The sequence below is a fragment of the Streptomyces sp. NBC_01003 genome (assembly GCF_045162695.1).
In the GTDB taxonomy this organism is placed as follows: domain Bacteria; phylum Actinomycetota; class Actinomycetes; order Streptomycetales; family Streptomycetaceae; genus Streptomyces.
The window spans coordinates 4247158-4263302 of the sequence record NZ_CP108707.1 but is presented as its reverse complement, the minus strand read 5'-3'; the positions used below and the strand labels follow the sequence as shown (position 1 = coordinate 4263302).

The 16145-nt window shown below is 70.3% G+C and carries 16 protein-coding genes; 7 read left to right on the top strand and 9 right to left on the bottom strand.

Going from position 1 to position 16145, the window contains the following annotated elements:
• The first annotated feature begins 83 nt into the window (after positions 1-83).
• The gene (locus OG698_RS19365) at positions 84-872 is read left to right on the top strand and encodes a class I SAM-dependent methyltransferase (protein WP_406104315.1); all 789 of its coding nucleotides are present in this window, start codon (positions 84-86) and stop codon (positions 870-872) included.
• Positions 873-1182: 310 nt separating this feature from the next.
• On the opposite strand, the gene OG698_RS19360 is transcribed toward OG698_RS19365, so the two are convergent.
• Entirely contained in the window at positions 1183-1518 is a 336-nt protein-coding gene (locus OG698_RS19360) for a DUF192 domain-containing protein (RefSeq protein WP_100598190.1), read from the bottom strand.
• A gap of 339 nt (positions 1519-1857) precedes the next feature.
• Between OG698_RS19360 and OG698_RS19355 the strand changes: the two genes are divergently transcribed.
• Positions 1858-2376 carry a hypothetical protein gene (locus OG698_RS19355; RefSeq protein ID WP_406104314.1) on the top strand — a complete coding sequence of 173 codons (519 nt, stop codon included), beginning with the start codon at positions 1858-1860 and terminating at the stop codon, positions 2374-2376.
• Positions 2377-2425: 49 nt separating this feature from the next.
• On the opposite strand, the gene mgrA is transcribed toward OG698_RS19355, so the two are convergent.
• Complete coding sequence (gene mgrA / locus OG698_RS19350) at positions 2426-3466, bottom strand: L-glyceraldehyde 3-phosphate reductase (protein WP_406104312.1); 1041 nt, start codon at positions 3464-3466, stop codon at positions 2426-2428.
• 132 nt (positions 3467-3598) lie between these two features.
• On the opposite strand from mgrA, the gene OG698_RS19345 reads away from it, so the two are divergent.
• The 4 genes from OG698_RS19345 (at position 3599) to OG698_RS19330 (ending at position 8692) form a co-directional block, all read left to right on the top strand.
• Positions 3599-4360, top strand: a complete 762-nt coding sequence (locus OG698_RS19345) for an isoprenyl transferase (protein ID WP_100598187.1) — start codon at positions 3599-3601, stop codon at positions 4358-4360.
• Between the two features lie 320 nt (positions 4361-4680).
• A complete protein-coding gene (locus OG698_RS19340) occupies positions 4681-6000 on the top strand; it encodes a PhoH family protein (protein ID WP_406104310.1) in 1320 nt (439 codons plus the stop codon).
• Positions 6001-6409: 409 nt separating this feature from the next.
• Complete coding sequence (locus tag OG698_RS19335) at positions 6410-7141, top strand: lytic transglycosylase domain-containing protein (RefSeq protein WP_406104309.1); 732 nt, start codon at positions 6410-6412, stop codon at positions 7139-7141.
• Positions 7142-7288: 147 nt separating this feature from the next.
• Entirely contained in the window at positions 7289-8692 is a 1404-nt protein-coding gene (locus OG698_RS19330) for an AI-2E family transporter (protein WP_406104307.1), read from the top strand.
• Positions 8693-8816: 124 nt separating this feature from the next.
• On the opposite strand, the gene OG698_RS19325 is transcribed toward OG698_RS19330, so the two are convergent.
• Both OG698_RS19325 and OG698_RS19320 read right to left on the bottom strand, forming a co-directional pair.
• A complete protein-coding gene (locus OG698_RS19325; protein WP_100598183.1) occupies positions 8817-9347 on the bottom strand; it encodes an alkyl hydroperoxide reductase in 531 nt (176 codons plus the stop codon).
• A gap of 6 nt (positions 9348-9353) precedes the next feature.
• Positions 9354-9908 carry a peroxiredoxin gene (locus OG698_RS19320; RefSeq protein WP_100598182.1) on the bottom strand — a complete coding sequence of 185 codons (555 nt, stop codon included), beginning with the start codon at positions 9906-9908 and terminating at the stop codon, positions 9354-9356.
• Positions 9909-10068: 160 nt separating this feature from the next.
• Between OG698_RS19320 and OG698_RS19315 the strand changes: the two genes are divergently transcribed.
• On the top strand, positions 10069-11004 hold the full coding sequence (locus OG698_RS19315; RefSeq protein ID WP_383096343.1) for a LysR substrate-binding domain-containing protein: 936 nt from the start codon (positions 10069-10071) through the stop codon (positions 11002-11004).
• Positions 11005-11044: 40 nt separating this feature from the next.
• Here OG698_RS19315 and OG698_RS19310 read toward each other — a convergent pair whose 3' ends face one another.
• From OG698_RS19310 to OG698_RS19290, 5 genes are all read right to left on the bottom strand, one after another.
• Positions 11045-13444: an FtsX-like permease family protein gene (locus OG698_RS19310; RefSeq protein ID WP_406104305.1), complete on the bottom strand. Its 2400-nt coding sequence runs from the start codon at positions 13442-13444 to the stop codon at positions 11045-11047.
• Entirely contained in the window at positions 13441-14127 is a 687-nt protein-coding gene (locus OG698_RS19305; protein ID WP_406104304.1) for an ABC transporter ATP-binding protein, read from the bottom strand. The genes OG698_RS19310 and OG698_RS19305 overlap by 4 nt, the downstream gene beginning before the upstream one ends.
• Entirely contained in the window at positions 14124-14651 is a 528-nt protein-coding gene (locus OG698_RS19300) for a PadR family transcriptional regulator (protein WP_399969971.1), read from the bottom strand. Before OG698_RS19300 ends, OG698_RS19305 begins: the two co-directional genes overlap by 4 nt.
• A 135-nt stretch (positions 14652-14786) precedes the next feature.
• Entirely contained in the window at positions 14787-15059 is a 273-nt protein-coding gene (locus tag OG698_RS19295) for a hypothetical protein (protein ID WP_326774293.1), read from the bottom strand.
• Positions 15056-16000 (bottom strand): SPFH domain-containing protein, encoded by a 945-nt coding sequence (locus OG698_RS19290; RefSeq protein WP_406104303.1) that lies wholly within the window; start codon positions 15998-16000, stop codon positions 15056-15058. Before OG698_RS19290 ends, OG698_RS19295 begins: the two co-directional genes overlap by 4 nt.
• Between the last annotated feature and the right edge of the window lie 145 nt (positions 16001-16145).

The window sequence follows — 16145 nt, the reverse complement described above, 5'->3', positions numbered from 1 at the left end:
ACGCCCCCTCCCGTGAAGGACGGACGGCCCGGGCGGCACAAAACCACGTGCCGTCGCGGGAACGCCCCTGCGAACATGGCCCCATGAGCACACCCCCCACCCCCGCCGGCCGCTCCTTCGACGAGCTCGTCACGGAGGCGGCCGACGCCCCCGTGGAGGGCTGGGACTTCTCCTGGTTCGAGGGCCGGGCCACCGAGGAGCGGCCCTCCTGGGGTTACGCACGCGCCATGGGTGAGCGCATGGGCCGCGCCTCGGCCGGGCTCGACCTCCAGACCGGCGGCGGCGAGGTCCTCGCCGCCGCCCCGAAGCTGCCGCCGCTGATCGCCGCCACCGAGGGCTGGCCGCCCAACGTCGCCAAGGCCTCGGCGCTGCTCGCCCCGCGCGGCGTCGTGGTGGTCGCCTCGCCGGAAGGGGCGCCGCTGCCGTTCGCCGACGGCACGTTCGATCTGGTGACCAGCCGCCACCCCGTGAAGGCCCCGTTCGCCGAGATCGCCCGGGTACTGACGCCCGGCGGTACGTACTTCGCGCAGCACGTCGGCCCGAGCAGCGTCTTCGAGGTCGTCGAGTACTTCCTCGGCCCGCAGCCGGAGGCGGTCAGGAGCGGCCGCGACCCGGAGGGCGAGCGTGCCGAGGCCGAAGCGGCCGGCCTCGAAGTCGTCGACCTGCGCGCCGAGCGCCTGCGCATCGAGTTCTTCGACATCGGTGCCGTCGTGCACTTCCTGCGCAAGGTGATCTGGATGGTTCCGGGCTTCACGGTCGAGGCGTACCGGCCGCGACTCCTCGAGCTGCATGAACGGCTCGAGAAGGAAGGGCCGTTCGTCGCCCACAGCACCCGCCACCTCATCGAGGCCCGCAAGCCGATCGCCGGGTGATTCACGGCAATTGGCCCCCAAGCGGGAGGAGTTCGCCGTGCCTCTTCCGGAGGCTCACCGTCCAACCGATTCCGCATCGTTACCGACAAGGGCTCGCTACACGTGTCACCGTCACGTAGGTTCAGACCAAGGCAATTCGCGTGAGCAAAGCTGCGCGGCGGCACCGTGCAGTGGAGGGGGCTGCGCGGTGCCGCGTGCCTCCCCCTCCTCGCCTACGGCCACCGGGCCCTCGCGCGATACGTGACAAGCGATGTGTGGCGAGCGATACGCGACAAGCGGTACGCGATACGCCGTCACCGCCCCAGGGCTGTCACCGCCCCAGCACCGTCACCCGCACCCCCCGCCGCACCCCCCACCGGGCCATCGCCCCCGCCTCCGACTCCAGGACGCGCCGGGCGCGCAACCGGGGGAGTCCGATCCGGCCCGGCCGCATCGTCCGCACGGCGAGCACCGTGCCACGCCGGTCCAAATACGCCACATCTATGACGAAGCGCATCCCGAGGGTGTGCACGCTCGACGACGACGTCAGCAGGAGCGCGCCGTTCACCCCGTCCCGGCCGAGCAGCCCGCGTCGCCGCGCCCGCCCCGACTCCGCGATTTCCAGCGGCAGTTCGGCCTCGAGTCCCGGCACGGTGAAGGTCGCCATGGGTGCGCAGCCAACCTCCGGGCGGCTCAGGCGTCAAGCGCGCGTTCGTCGCACGACTAACCCTTCAGGGGGACGCCCCGCGCGGGCCGCAAGCCGGGAAAACCGTTGCGAAACCCCGCCCGAAGCGGCCGGAAACATACCTCCAGCCGTCGTCGGGCGACTTCGGAGAGTAGTTGTGGCACGCCGATGCACCCACCATCACTTACGAAGGGTTATGGTGGAAACCCCCCCTCGGGCCGGTCCGTCTCCCCCCCCACGGACCGGCCCGTTTTTTGTCTCCGGCCGGGCCGCGCGCGTGCGCCCCCCCCGAGTCACGGCGCCGGGATTAGAGTCCGCGGCATGCCGAACGACTATCCGCACCAGGCGCCGCCCACCGCTCCCGGCCCGTACGGCGGCCCGGGTCAGCACGGCGCTCGCGTCCCCTACATCCCCGGCCCCTACAACGCGCCCGGGCCGTACGGGGAGAACCCGCAGTTCGCCCCCGCGCCGCCCCTGAGCATGCCGTACTCGCTCCGTGCCGCCCGGACGACCACGTACGTGATGGTCGGCCTCGCCCTCCTCGCCTCCGTCGCCGTAGGTGTGACGGAGGGGGCGCGGGGCGCCGGCGCCGCGTTCGGCGGGAACATCCTCGGCGTCGCGCTGCTGGTCCTCGCCTGCTTCTACGGGAGGGCGGGACGTGGGCTGCGCGTCACGTCGATCGTCATCGCGAGCGTGCAGATCCTGCTCGGCCTGAGCGGAACGATGCGCGGCAACATCGGTGGGCCCATCGCGCTGGTCGGAGCGATCGTCATGGTCGTCCTGCTCAGCCAGGCGAGCGCGGGCGCATGGTTCCGCAGGCCGCGTACCCCCGGCGCCTAGGGAGTGTCCTGGCGCGAGGGCCGCGGCCCGCGGAACGGAACGGGAGGGGTCAGCTCCGCCCGGCCCAGATGTTCGTGCCCGGGGTCGACACCGCGAACGAGTCGATTTCGGACAGCTCTTCTTCGGTGAGCTTCGGGCCCGCCAGAGCCGCCACGTTCTCCTCCAGCTGCCGGACGCTGGAGGCGCCGATCAGGGCCGACGTCATCCGATCGTCCCGCAGCACCCAGTTGAGCGCGAGCTGCGCGAGGGACTGGCCGCGGCGCTGGGCGATGTCGTTCAGCCCGTTCAGCCGGCGGATCACCTCGGAGTCGCCCGCGAGGCCCGGGTCGAGGGACTTGCCCTGCGTGGCGCGCGACCCCTCCGGGATGCCCTTCAGGTACTTGTCCGTGAGCAGGCCCTGCGCGAGCGGCACGAAGGAGATGCAGCCCATGCCGGCCGTCTCCAGCGTGTCCAGCAGGCCGTCGTCCTCGGTCCAGCGGTTGATCATCGAGTACGAGGGCTGGTGGATGAGCGCCGGGACGCCCATCTCCTTCAGCAGGCGCGCCGCCTCGGCGGTCTGCTCGCTGTTGTACGAGGAAACACCCACGTACAGCGCCTTGCCCTGCTGCACGGCGGACGCGAGCGCGCCCATCGTCTCCTCGAGCGGGGTGTCCGGGTCGAAGCGGTGCGAGTAGAAGATGTCGACGTAGTCGAGGCCCATCCGGGACAGGGACGCGTCGAGGGACGACAGCAGGTACTTGCGGCTGCCCCACTCCCCGTACGGGCCCGGATGCATGAGATAGCCCGCCTTGGTCGAAATAACCAGCTCGTCCCGGTACGGGGCGAAGTCCTGGGCGAACATCTTGCCGAAGTTCAGCTCGGCGGAGCCGGGGGGCGGCCCGTAGTTGTTCGCCAGGTCGAAGTGGGTGACACCGATGTCAAAAGCGCGGCGGAGGATCTCCCGCTGCGAGTCCAGGGTGCGGTCGTCACCGAAGTTGTGCCACAGGCCGAGCGAGATCGCGGGCAGCTTGAGACCGCTGCGGCCGGTGCGCCGGTACTCCATCGAGTCGTAGCGGTCCGCGGCGGCGCGGTACGAAGACATGTCGTTCATGGGTACGAAGCTACGTCAGAGCACCGACAGCCCACAGCACCGGAGCGCACACACCCCACAGTGAGGACTGCGCCCAGCAGCGGTAGGCTTCGCCCTCGGGGACTGCCGTCTGCACGGAGGGGCTGAAAGACAGTGAACCTGCGCGACCTGGTGTACGGACTTTACGCACGCCGGGTGGAAGGCCGTCTCGACCACGATCAGGTGCCCAAACACATCGGGGTCATCCTCGACGGGAACAGGCGCTGGGCGAAGGCCTCCGGTGGCACTGCGGCGCAGGGCCACCAGGCCGGTGCGTACAAGATCGAGGAGTTCCTCGGCTGGTGTGCCGAGACGGACGTCGAGGTCGTCACCCTCTGGATGCTGTCGACGGACAACTTCGACCGCCCCGAGGAGGAGCTGAGGCCGCTCCTCGGCATCATCGAGGAGACCGTCCGCAGCCTCGCCGTCGACGGCCGCTGGCGCGTCCACCACGTCGGCACCCTCGACCTTCTCCCGGCCCGCACCCAGACCGTCCTCAAGGAGGCCGAGCAGGCCACCGCCGACAACGCGGGGATACTCGTGAACGTCGCGGTCGGCTACGGCGGCCGCCAGGAGATCGCCGACGCGGTGCGTTCCCTGCTGCTCGACCACGCGGACAAGGGCACCAGCCTCGAGGAGATCGCCGAGAGCGTCGACATCGACCAGATCTCGAAGCACCTCTACACCAGCGGGCAGCCCGACCCGGACCTCGTCATCCGCACGAGCGGCGAGCAGCGCCTGTCCGGATTCATGCTCTGGCAGTCGGCCCACTCCGAGTACTACTTCTGCGAAGTTTTCTGGCCCGCCTTCCGCAAGGTGGACTTCCTGCGCGCCCTGCGCGACTACGCCGCCCGCCACCGGCGTTACGGCGGCTGACCCCGGGGACGTACGTCACCAGGAGTTAACGCGCGCGCCGTCATATGCCGTGGCATGGCGGCGCGTGTTCGAGGGAATAAGCCTTCCAGGTCGATGTCCGATTCACGGACGTCGAGTCTCAGCGGACGGCACGGGGCTGTCCGCCCGGGAGGCCCTTTGCGCCACGACGACCACGCGGGGAGCACGTGCTCCGCTGGACAGGCTGGGGGCCGGTCCACGGCCCACGCATTGCGGCCGTCGACCGGCGGGTACGACCCGCCCCGCCCGGCCCTGGATCCCTCTGTCGCTCCCCGACCTCATCCGAGGGGGTACGTCCTTCCGTGGTGACCAGCAACAAGCGCCAGCCCGACCGGCGCACTTACGTTCTCGACACCAGCGTCCTGCTGGCCGACCCGAACGCCCTGACCAGGTTCGACGAGCACGAAGTGGTGCTCCCGATCGTCGTGGTCACGGAACTGGAGGCCAAGCGGCACCATCCGGAGCTCGGATACTTCGCCCGGCAGGCCCTGCGCCTGCTCGACGACTTCCGTATCCGGCACGGACGCCTGGACGCCCCGATCCCCATCGGCGATCTGGGCGGGACCCTGCGCGTCGAGCTCAACCACTCGGACCCGGGCGTTCTCCCGGCGGGTTACCGCCTGGGGGACAACGACTCCCGCATCCTCGCCGTCGCCCGCAACCTCCAGGCCGAGGGGTACGACGTCACCGTCGTCTCCAAGGACCTGCCGCTGCGCATCAAGGCGTCGTCGGTGGGCCTGCTCGCCGAGGAGTACCGCGCCGAGCTCGCCAGCACGGACTCCGGCTGGACCGGGATGTCCGAGCTGCGGCTCTCCGCTGAACAGGTGGACCTCCTCTTCGAGGAGGAGAGCCTGTACGTACCGGAGGCGGCGGAGCTGCCCGTCCACACCGGCCTCACCATCCAGTCCGAGCGCGGCAAGGCGCTCGGCAGGATCACGGCCGAGGGCAACGTCCGTCTGGTGCGCGGCGACCGTGAGGCGTTCGGCATCAAGGGACGCAGCGCCGAGCAGCGCATCGCGCTCGATCTGCTCCTCGACCCGGACATCGGGATCCTGTCGATGGGAGGCCGGGCGGGCACCGGCAAGTCGGCGCTCGCGCTGTGCGCGGGCCTCGAAGCGGTGCTCGAACGGCGCCAGCACCAGAAGGTGATGGTCTTCCGTCCGCTGTACGCGGTGGGCGGCCAGGAGCTCGGCTATCTGCCCGGCACCGAGGCCGAGAAGATGGGCCCGTGGGCGCAGGCGGTCTTCGACACGCTCGGGTCGGTCGCCGGCAAGGCCGTCATCGAGGAGGTCACCGCGCGCGGCATGCTGGAGGTCCTGCCGCTCACCCACATCCGCGGCCGCTCCCTGCACGACGCGTTCGTGATCGTGGACGAGGCCCAATCCCTCGAACGGAACGTCCTTTTGACCGTTCTGTCGCGGATCGGGGCGAATTCGCGGGTTGTGCTCACGCACGACGTGGCACAGCGCGACAACCTCCGGGTCGGCCGGTACGACGGAGTGGTCGCCGTCGTAGAAAAGCTGAAGGGACACCCGCTGTTCGCGCACGTCACGCTCACGCGGTCGGAGCGTTCGCAGATCGCGGCCCTGGTCACCGAGATGCTGGAGGACGGCCCCCTGTGATGAGAGAGCGAGCGAAGCACCCCATCTTGTAGGGGTTACGCGGTAGTTGGCGCCGCCCGGCGAAGCGCAGGAGCTTAGCCGGGCGGCGTTGTGCCGCGCGCTTGTTTCCGCGAAACCGCTGGGGCAAACGAGGTGTGAGCTTTCCCACTTGGATGAGAATTGCCTTGAGGCAACCGCGTCCGGCAGAGTCTCAGTCCTGTCAGGCCCCGCATACGACACTTGTGCATCCACAGCATTACGAGCACCACGGACACCAGAACTTCACAGAGGCCGTCGTATGCCGCCCGTGCACCACGCGGCTCTCCCCCAGCGGGAGTTGCCCACCGGGCCCGTGTCTCCCGTGACCCCGCAGTTGGGAGGCCAGCGCCAGGGGCACGATTGCGTCCGCGAGGGTCACCTACAGCGGGCGATGCTGGAAGGAAACCGTGTGAGCCGGATTTCGGTCCGGGGATTCGCAGTGGCTTCGGCCACCGCGGTCACCACAGTCGGCGCAGTCGTGGGTGTTGCCTCGGGCAGCACCGCTCAGCCCTCCAACAACGAGGCTGAGGCCACGGCGAGCGACGCGACCCTCCTCGCCGACATACCCGCGGGCCAGCAGGCCCAGGTGCAGACCGCCACGCTGACGCAGCAGGCGGAGACGCAGGCCATCGCCGCGGACAACGCCGCTCAGAAGTCGGCGGAGGAAGCAGCCCGTAAGAAGGCCGCCGAGGACGCCGTCGCCAAGCAGCAGGCGGCCGCCGACGCCAAGGAGAAGGCGGACAAGGAAGCCAAGGAGCGTGAGGAGGCCAAGAAGGTCGCCAGCCGCTCGGCCACCCGCGACGCCTCCAGCTTCGCCACGCAGGCCTCTTACTCGACGTCGCAGATACAGGCGATGGCGCGTCAGATGGTCCCCGCCGGGCAGTTCCAGTGCTTCAGCAACATCGTGGACCACGAGTCCAGCTGGAACTACCGGGCGACCAACGCCTCCTCCGGCGCCTACGGTCTCTTCCAGGCGCTGCCCGCGTCCAAGTACTCCAGCGCGGGCGCCGACTGGCAGACCAACCCGGCCACCCAGATCAAGTGGGGCCTCAACTACATGGACAGCCGCTACGGCAGCCCGTGTGAGGCCTGGAGCTTCTGGCAGGCCAACCACTGGTACTAGAAGCCGGTACAGCTTCATGACGGGCCCTTGGCCCGTCAACCTTCCTGAGCCCCTTGCCGTCCTACGGTGAGGGGCTCAGGGCATGTACGGTCGGAGCCGACGACTCCCGGGGGAGTGGTGAGAGAGCACGGGGGAAGAGGACGGATCATGTCGCGAGTTCCAGGATGGCTCGGCCGGCTCGGCAGTGAGCTCAGCCGGATGGGGGAGCGGTTGGACGAGCGCCGCGCCGAGGCCGAGCGCGACGACCGCGGGGACGACTCCGTCCCGGATGCCGCCACCGGGTCCGCCCCTCACCCCACCCGTGATGCCGCGCATGCGGCCGCCGAAGTGCCCCAAGTGCCCGTCACCCGGCCGGAGAACGGCGGCGGCGACCACGTACCCCCGCCGCCCGCGTACGCGCCCGCGATAGCGGCCAGGCCCGACCCCGTCGCGGCCGTGCCGTGGGGGATGCGCGTCGCGGCCGAGGCCGGCTGGCGGCTGCTCGTCCTGGCGGGCACCCTCTGGGTCCTGATGAGGGTCATCAGCGCGGTGCAGCTGGTGGTCTACGCGTTCGTCGCCGCGATGCTCATCACCGCGCTCCTCCAGCCGACCGTGGCGCGCCTGAGGAGACACGGCGTGCCGCGGGGCCTGGCCACCGCACTCACCGCGATCCTCGGCTTCGTCATCATGGGACTTGTCGGCTGGTTCGTCGTCTGGCAGGTCCAGGAGAACATCGACAACCTCTCGGACCAGATCCAGGACGGCATCGACGAGCTGCGCAACTGGCTCCTCAACAGCCCGTTCCATGTGACCGAGAGCCAGATCAACGAGATCGCCAAGTCCCTGCGCGACGCGGTCGGCGCCAACACCGACCAGATCACGTCCGCGGGTCTCGAAGGCGTCACCGTCATCGTCGAGGCGCTCACCGGCATCCTGCTCACGATGTTCTCGACACTGTTCCTGCTCTACGACGGCCGGCGCATCTGGGAGTGGACCACCAGGCTCGTCCCGGCGCAGGCCCGTCCCGGTATCGCCGGCGCGGGGCCACGGGCCTGGCGCACGCTCACCGCGTATGTGCGCGGCACGGTGATAGTCGCGCTCATCGACGCGATCTTCATCGGGCTCGGCATCTTCTTCCTCGGGGTCCCGATGGCGGTGCCGCTCGCCGTCTTCATCTTCCTGTTCGCGTTCATCCCGCTGGTGGGCGCGGTGATTTCGGGAGCGCTCGCGGTGGTGGTGGCCCTGGTGACCCAGGGCGTCTTCACGGCCGTCATGACGCTCGCGGTGGTACTGGCCGTGCAGCAGATCGAGGGCCACATCCTCCAGCCGTTCATCCTGGGCCGGGCCGTGCGGGTGCATCCGCTCGCGGTGGTGCTCTCCGTCGCGGCCGGGGGCCTGGTGAACGGGATCGGCGGGGCCGTGGTGGCGGTGCCGCTCGTGGCCGTGACGAACACGGTCGTCGGCTATCTGCGCTCGTACTCGCGTGAGGCGGCGCTGCGGCAGTCGCCTCCGCCGCACGGGGCGACCGTCGTCGACGTGGCACCGGTCGATCCGACGGCCGGGAAGACCTAGAAGCCGGGATACGCGAGAACGCCGGACACACGAGAACGCCGGGATACGCGAGAACGCCGGGCGGGCTGAATTTCCTTCAGCCCGCCCGGCGTTCTCGTATGCGCTTACCGAGGTGATCCGTCCGTCAGGACAGGACGTCCTCGGAGTCCAGCGTGACGCCCACGGCCTGGATGACCGCGGCGATCTTGAACGCTTCCTGGATCGTCTCGCGGTCGACGCCCGCCTTGCGCAGCACCTGCTCGTGCGAGTCGAGGCACTGGCCGCAGCCGTTGATCGCGGAGACCGCGAGGGACCACAGCTCGAAGTCGACCTTCTCGACGCCCGGGTTGCCGATGACGTTCATCCGCAGGCCGGCGCGCAGCGTCCCGTACTCCGGGTCGGAGAGCAGGTGGCGCGTGCGGTAGAAGACGTTGTTCATCGCCATGACGGCGGCGGCCGACTTGGCGGCGGTGTACGCCTCCGGCGACAGGTTCGCCTTCGCCTCGGGCTCCAGCTCGCGCAGGACGCGCGGGGAGCGGGACGCGATCGCGCAGGCGAGCACGGTGCCCCACAGCTGCTGCTGAGGCAGGTCCGAGTTGCCGATGACCGAGCCGAGGTTCAGGCGCAGGTCCTTGGCGTAGTCCGGGACGGCGGACTTCAGTTCGTCGAGAGCCATGTCAGATCACTCGCCCGACAGGAGCGCGACCGGGTCGAGGGTGTTCTCGCCCTTGGTCCAGTTGCACGGGCACAGCTCGTCGGTCTGCAGGGCGTCGAGGACCCGCAGGACCTCCTTGGGGTTACGGCCCACGGAACCGGCGGTCACCATCGTGAACTGGATCTCGTTGTTCTGGTCGACGATGAAGACGGCGCGCTGCGCGAAGCCGTCCTCGCCCTCGATGCCGAGGTCGCGCATGAGCTCGTGCTTCGAGTCGGCGAGCATCGGGAAGGGCAGGTCGGTCAGGTCCGGGTGGTCCTTGCGCCAGGCGTGGTGCACGAACTCGGAGTCGCCGGAGAAGCCGAGGATCTGGGCGTCACGGTCGGCGAACTCGTCGTTCAGCTTGCCGAACGCGGCGATCTCGGTCGGGCACACGAAGGTGAAGTCCTTGGGCCACGCGAAGACGATCTTCCACTTGCCCTCGTAGGTCTTGTGGTCGATCTGCTCGAACTCCTTGCCCTTCTCCAGGGAGACACAGGCAGTCAGGTCGAACTGGGGGAACTTGTCACCGACAGTGAGCACGCACTACTCCTTGCAGCATGGAGGGGCCCTTTTTGAGGGCTTTCCAAGGGGGTTGGACTGGGTCCGATCGTGGCACAGGGTGCATTGATTATGGAAATAGCTAGACTCGGTTGTGTTGATCGGACCCGGCTATCAGTAGCCGTAGGTAAGGGGAGTGACCGTGGCCAGCACCAAGCGGCGACAGCCGAGCCTCGCGCAGCTGCGGGCCTTCGCCGCCGTCGCCGAGCATCTGCACTTCCGGGACGCCGCCGCCGCGATCGGCATGAGCCAGCCCGCGCTCTCCGGCGCCGTGTCCGCCCTGGAGGAGTCCCTCGGCGTGACCTTGCTCGAACGCACCACCCGCAAGGTGCTGCTCTCGCCCGAGGGCGAGCGGCTCGCGGTGCGGGCGAAGGCCGTGCTCGACGAGGTGGGCGCGCTGATGGAGGAGGCCGAGGCGGTACGGGCGCCGTTCACGGGAGCGCTCCGCCTCGGCGTCATCCCCACCGTCGCGCCCTACCTCCTGCCGGCCGTCCTGCGCCTCGTCCACGAGAAGTACCCGGACCTGGACCTCCAGGTCCACGAGGAGCAGACGTCGTCCCTGCTCGAAGGGCTCGCGGCGGGGCGGCTCGATCTGCTGCTTCTCGCCGTGCCGCTCGGGATGCCCGGCGTCACCGAACTGCCCCTGTTCGACGAGGACTTCGTGCTCGTCACGCCGCTCGACCACTGGCTCGGGGGCCGCGAGGGCATCCCGCGCGAGGCGCTGCGCGAGCTGCGGCTGCTGCTGCTCGACGAGGGGCACTGCCTGCGTGACCAGGCGCTCGACATCTGCCGCGAGGCCGGCCGCGCGGACGCCCCGGTGACCACGACGGCGGCCGGCCTGTCCACGCTGGTCCAGCTGGTCGCGGGCGGGCTCGGCGTGACGCTGCTGCCGCGCACCGCGCTCGCCGTGGAGGCCAGCCGCAGCAGCCAGTTGCTCACCGGGTTCTTCGAGGACCCGGCGCCGACCCGCCGCATCGCCCTCGCCATGCGGACGGGCGCCGCGCGCGGCGCTGAGTACGAGGAGCTGGCCGCGGCCCTGCGCGAGGCGGTGCGGCCGCTGCCGGTACGGGTGCTGTGACCCCAGCTCTTGGGGGCAAGTCCCGTACCGGCAGGGTGTGTTACTCGGTGCGCAGGCCGTCCGGCCGCATCATGCGCCACAGTGGCGGCAGGCTGAGCAGTGTCACCACCGCGACGAGTCCGGCGCCGCCCGCTGTCAGGGGTGCGAACGCCCACCAGTCGGTCACCTGCTTGTCGATCATGCGGGTCATCACGTAGCCCAGGCCGAGCCCGCCCCCGATCGCCAGGCCGATGCCGAGGGCGACCGGGATCGCCGTCTGCCACAGGACCGACCAGGCCATCGACCGGCGCCGCGTGCCGAACGCGGTCAGGGCCGCCAACAGCCGCTTGCGCTCCCGCAGTTGCTCCAGCGTGGAGACCAGCATGGACGCCGCGATCAGGGCCATCGTCGCGGCCGCGCCGATCTGCAGCCCCCTCGCGATGCTCGCGTACTGCTTGTCGCGGTTGACCGCCTTGATCGACATCACGTCGAGCATCGGATCGATACGGGCCGCGGTGTTGCGCACGTATTCCTCGGCGTCCGGCACCTTCGGGTCGATCTGCACCATGGCGGTGGTCGTGGCCTCGGTCAGCTTCGCGATGTCGATCGCGCCGGGGGTGGCGAGGATGCCGTCGACCTTGTCGCCGGTAGGGCTGGGCCGTGCCTGGACCGTGCGGGCGTCCGCGGGCAGCGTCCACAGGATCTGGCTCGACTTCCTGCCGTCGCCGGGCCCCACGTCGACGGGCTTGCCGGGGCGCGCCGACTCGTCGACCCAGGCGTTCATCTTCCGGTCGCCGGTGTGAGAGACGAATGTGTCGCCGTCGCGGCAGCTGCCGACGCGGGCCAGTTCGCGCAGGGTCGCGCAGGTGCCGATGCTGATCATCGTCGTGGGCTGGATCTCGCCCTCCGGGACCGGGCCGGGGCGCGTGGCGTATGTCGACACGGTGCCGATGACGCTCTTGACGCCCTGCGTGTCACGGAAGTCGTCGATCATCCGCTGCGCGAGCCTGCCGTCGCCGGCCTGGGAGTGCACGGTCAGCTGGGCGCGGTGCGGGTCCTGGCCCGTCGTGCGGTTGAAGTCGTCGTGCATCGACGCGAACATCATCTGCAGGGCGACCGCGCCGGCCACCGCGATGGTGATGCCGCTGACCGCGCGGGCTGCGGTGCCGCTGCTCAACTGGAGCCGCCGTGTGGCCAGTTGCCACGGCACCGGGCCGCCGCGCAGCCGGGCCACGACCGATTCGAGCAGCCAGGGAAGCAGCGTGCTCAGCCCGACCAGGGCCAGGGTCGCGCCGGTCGCGATGGCATACGCGTTGATGTCCTGGTCGGTACCGCTGACCCGGCCGATGGCCAGGAGGATCCCGATGCCCGCGACGGGCAGGAGCAGCCGCCACCACAGGCGACGCCTGCGCGGCACGCCGCCGCGCACGACACCGAGCGGCTCGATGGCCACCGAGCGCAGCGAGAAGACGGTGACGAGGACCGCCGAGAGCGGCACGGCCACGACGATCAGCGCGGCGAGCACCGGCACCGGCTGCAGGTCGGACGGGAACGCGCTGACCCTGTCGAGGTCGACCACGCCGATCAGTTGCCGTACGGCGAGGAAGAACACGGCGCCGACGGCCAGGCCGAGCAGGGCCCCGAACAGCGACTCGCCCGCCGCGATCCGCCGCACCGCCCTGGCGTCCGCGCCGACCAGGCGCAGCGCGGCCAGGCGCCGGTCGCGTCGGTCGCCGCCGAACCGCACCGCCGTACCGATGAAGACGGCCACGGGCGTGAGCAGCACGACGCAGATCAGTACGACGAGCACCATCAGGAGCGCGTTCAACGGTGCCGACAGGTCGGAGCCGAACCTCGCCGCCCGGTAGCCGCCGTCGCGGGTCGTTAGGGTGTCGGATCCCGCGTAGTAGAAGAGCTCCTGCGGGGAGACCAGGCCGGCGTCGGCGATCGTTCCGGTGATGCGGTAGTCACGGAAGCGCTCCTTGAGGAGCCTCGCGCCGGGGTCGTCGAGGAGGTCGCGCAGAGCGGGCGAGACGACCATCTCGTGGTCGCCGGGCAGCTTGCCGAGGCCGGGCGGCAGGACGGGCCGGCCGCCCTCGGCCCGTACGAACCTGCCCTCCAGTGAGCGGTCGCGGAACGTCGTGAACGTGTCCCGCATCAACAGGGTCGTGTCGGACCGCTTGATCTTGCCCGCGAGCGTCATCCGGTCCGCGGCCTCGCGCGCCGAGGAGCGGTCACTGCGGTGGTCGGTCAGGTACGGCACGGACGCGGCACCGAGCAGCAGCGCGACCCCGAGGCCCACGCCGACAGCGGTGAGGATCGTGCGGATCCAGCCCTCGCGCCCGCCGGCGGCCGCGAAGCGCATACCCATGCCCAGGTCGCGGATCCAGGCGCGCACGCCGGTGGGGGCGGAGTCCGGTGCCGTGGCCGCGGGCTGCGGCTTTGTGCGCGTCGCGCTCATGCGATGCGCTCCATGTCGCGGGACCTGCCGTCACGGACGATGATCTCGCGGTCCGAGTAGGCGGCGACGCGGGCTTCGTGGGTGACGAGGACGACGGCGGCGTTGGTGGACCGGGCGGCATCGGTGAGCAGCTCCATGACGCGCTCGCCGTTGAGGGAGTCGAGGGCGCCGGTGGGCTCGTCGGCGAACAGGACGCGGGGGCTGGTGGCCAGGGCGCGGGCGACGGCGACGCGCTGACCCTGGCCGCCGGAGACCTCGCCGGGGCGCTTGCCGGTGAGGTCGTCGACCTCCAGGCGCTCCATCCACGTACGGGCGGTGGCCTCGGCGGCCTTGCGCTTGGCGCCGTTGAGGCGCAGGGGCAGGGCGACGTTCTCCAGGCAGGTGAGTTCGGGTACGAGCTGGCCGAACTGGAAGACGAAGCCGAAGTCGCTGCGGCGCAGGGCGCTGCGTGCGGCGTCGGACAGGGTGGCGAGGTTCTGTCCCGCGTAGGTGATGGTGCCTTCGTCGGGCGTGACGATGCCGGCGAGGCAGTGCAGGAGAGTCGACTTGCCGGAGCCGGAGGGGCCCATGACGGCGACGACCTCGCCGGGGTGGACGGAGAACTCGGCGCCGTTGAGCGCCTTGGTGGCGCCGTAGGTCTTGTGGAGACCGTCGGCGGTCAGGAGGGAGCCGGCGGGGGTCATGGCTTGCGCACCTCCGCGGCGAGCTTGTCCAGGCGTGCGGCGGTGAGTTCGAGCCACCGCAGGTCCGCTTCGAGGTGGAAGAGGGCGTGGTCGCAGATCAGCTGGTCGGCGAGGTCGCCCTTGCGCTTGCGGTCGGTGAGGATGCGCATCAAGCGCAGGTGCTCGGCGCGCTGGGCGTCCAGGACCGTGACGGCGTCGCGCTCGGTGAGCAGCGCCAGGACGACCTTGGTGTAGAGGACGGACTGCAGGTACGGCTCGGGCGCCTCGGGGGTGGCGAGCCAGCGCTGGACATCGGTGATGCCGGCGTCGGTGATGGCGTAGCGCTTGCGTTCCGGGCCGCCGCCGGCCTCGATCCCGTCGACCTCGACCAGGCCGTTCTTCAGGAGCCGGGACATGGTCGAGTAGACCTGTCCGTAGTGCAGCGGCTTGTCGTGCCCGAAGGTGGCGTCGAAAGTGCGCTTGAGGTCGTAGCCGTGTCGTGGCCCGGACTCGAGAAGCCCCAGAAGGGTGTGACCGATGGACATGGCGGTCACTATACATAGTGCGTATACGTGGTGTGTATAGCGTCTCGGTGAGGACTTCCGGGAGGAGTTCGGGGGAGTTCAGGGAGGAGTTCCAGGGGGGAGCGCGGACGGTCCGGGGCGCGTGCCCCGGACCGTTCACTCCGCCTCGTCGCCCTGCGATCCCTTGGGCGGCCGCCCCCGCCGCGGCAGCGGCCCCGCCGAGCCGGGCAGCCGCCCGGCCTCCGCGAGAGCGCGCCGCAGCAGGAACTCGATCTGCGCGTTCGCCGAGCGCAGGTCGTCCCCGGCCCACCGCGCCAGCGCGTCGTACACGAGCGGGTCGAGCCGCAGCAGTACCTGCTTGCGCTGCGGCCGCGACCGGCGTGCGGGCCCCTCGGGGGGACCCTCGCGCTCCTCTTCTGAGGGGCTCACTGGTAGAGCGTTCCCGTGTTCAGGACCGGCTGGGCTGCGCGGTCGCCGCACAGGACCACGAGCAGATTGCTGACCATGGCCGCCTTGCGCTCCTCGTCGAGCGCCACGAAGTCCTGCTCCGCGATCCGGGCGAGCGCGTCCTCGACCATGCCGACCGCACCGTCCACGATGAGCCGCCGCGCCGCGACCACGGCGCCCGCCTGCTGGCGCTGGAGCATGGCCGAGGCGATCTCGGGGGCGTACGCGAGATGCGTGAACCGGGACTCGATGATCTGCACGCCGGCGGTCTCCACGCGCGCGTGGAGCTCGACGGCGAGCTTCTCGGTGATCTCCTCGGCGTTGCCGCGCAGCGAGAGGCCGGCTTCTTCGTGCGCGTCGTAGGGGTACTCGATGGCGATGTGCCGCACGGCGGCCTCGGTCTGCGTGGCGACGAACTCCAGGAAGTTGTCGACCTCGAAGGTGGCCTGCGCCGTGTCCTCGACGCGCCACACGACGACGGCGGCCAGCTCGATCGGGTTGCCGTAGGCGTCGTTGACCTTGAGGACGGCCGTCTCGTGGTTGCGTACGCGGGTCGAGATCTTGGTGCGGGACGTCAGCGGGTTCACCCAGCGCAGGCCGTCCTCGCGGATCGTGCCCCGGTAGCGGCCGAAGAGCTGGACGACGCGGGCCTCGCCCGGCGCCACCATGTTCAGCCCGCACATCGCGAAGAACGCGGCTATCGCGACCACGACGCCGAGAACGATCAGCCCCGCCTTCGCGCCCGCCGACGACAGCGAAGCGCCGGTCGCGATGAGGGCGACGCCCGCGAAGAGGCCGAGCAGGCCGAGCAGCAGGGCGAGCCCGCCGCCGATGCTGTGAGCGACGACCTCCTTGACGCGCGGCTTGGGCATCTCGGGTGCGTCGGCTGTGGTGTCCGTGGCTGTGGTGTCCGTCTCGGACATAAGGGTCCCCGTCCTGTGAGCTGGCGGTTCTCGCGAACCAGGTCTAGCAAAGTGATATCACTTTATCGCGTGCGGCAACCATCTGCACCTCCCGATCGTCGGTTCCCATGGGACAGGTGCTGATTGTCACGTCCGGAAATGCCCG

What these genes read in the sequence shown, in the direction of transcription:
- OG698_RS19305 (WP_406104304.1), bottom strand. Translation starts at nt 14,127, where the DNA reads ATGACCCCCGCCGGCTCCCTCCTGACCGCCGACGGTCTCCACAAGACC.
- OG698_RS19310 (WP_406104305.1), bottom strand. Translation starts at nt 13,444, where the DNA reads ATGAGCGCGACGCGCACAAAGCCGCAGCCCGCGGCCACGGCACCGGAC.
- OG698_RS19360 (WP_100598190.1), bottom strand. Translation starts at nt 1,518, where the DNA reads ATGGCGACCTTCACCGTGCCGGGACTCGAGGCCGAACTGCCGCTGGAA.
- OG698_RS19330 (WP_406104307.1), top strand. Translation starts at nt 7,289, where the DNA reads ATGTCGCGAGTTCCAGGATGGCTCGGCCGGCTCGGCAGTGAGCTCAGC.
- OG698_RS19355 (WP_406104314.1), top strand. Translation starts at nt 1,858, where the DNA reads ATGCCGAACGACTATCCGCACCAGGCGCCGCCCACCGCTCCCGGCCCG.
- mgrA (WP_406104312.1), bottom strand. Translation starts at nt 3,466, where the DNA reads ATGAACGACATGTCTTCGTACCGCGCCGCCGCGGACCGCTACGACTCG.
- OG698_RS19325 (WP_100598183.1), bottom strand. Translation starts at nt 9,347, where the DNA reads ATGGCTCTCGACGAACTGAAGTCCGCCGTCCCGGACTACGCCAAGGAC.
- OG698_RS19290 (WP_406104303.1), bottom strand. Translation starts at nt 16,000, where the DNA reads ATGTCCGAGACGGACACCACAGCCACGGACACCACAGCCGACGCACCC.
- OG698_RS19335 (WP_406104309.1), top strand. Translation starts at nt 6,410, where the DNA reads ATGCTGGAAGGAAACCGTGTGAGCCGGATTTCGGTCCGGGGATTCGCA.
- OG698_RS19365 (WP_406104315.1), top strand. Translation starts at nt 84, where the DNA reads ATGAGCACACCCCCCACCCCCGCCGGCCGCTCCTTCGACGAGCTCGTC.
- OG698_RS19300 (WP_399969971.1), bottom strand. Translation starts at nt 14,651, where the DNA reads ATGTCCATCGGTCACACCCTTCTGGGGCTTCTCGAGTCCGGGCCACGA.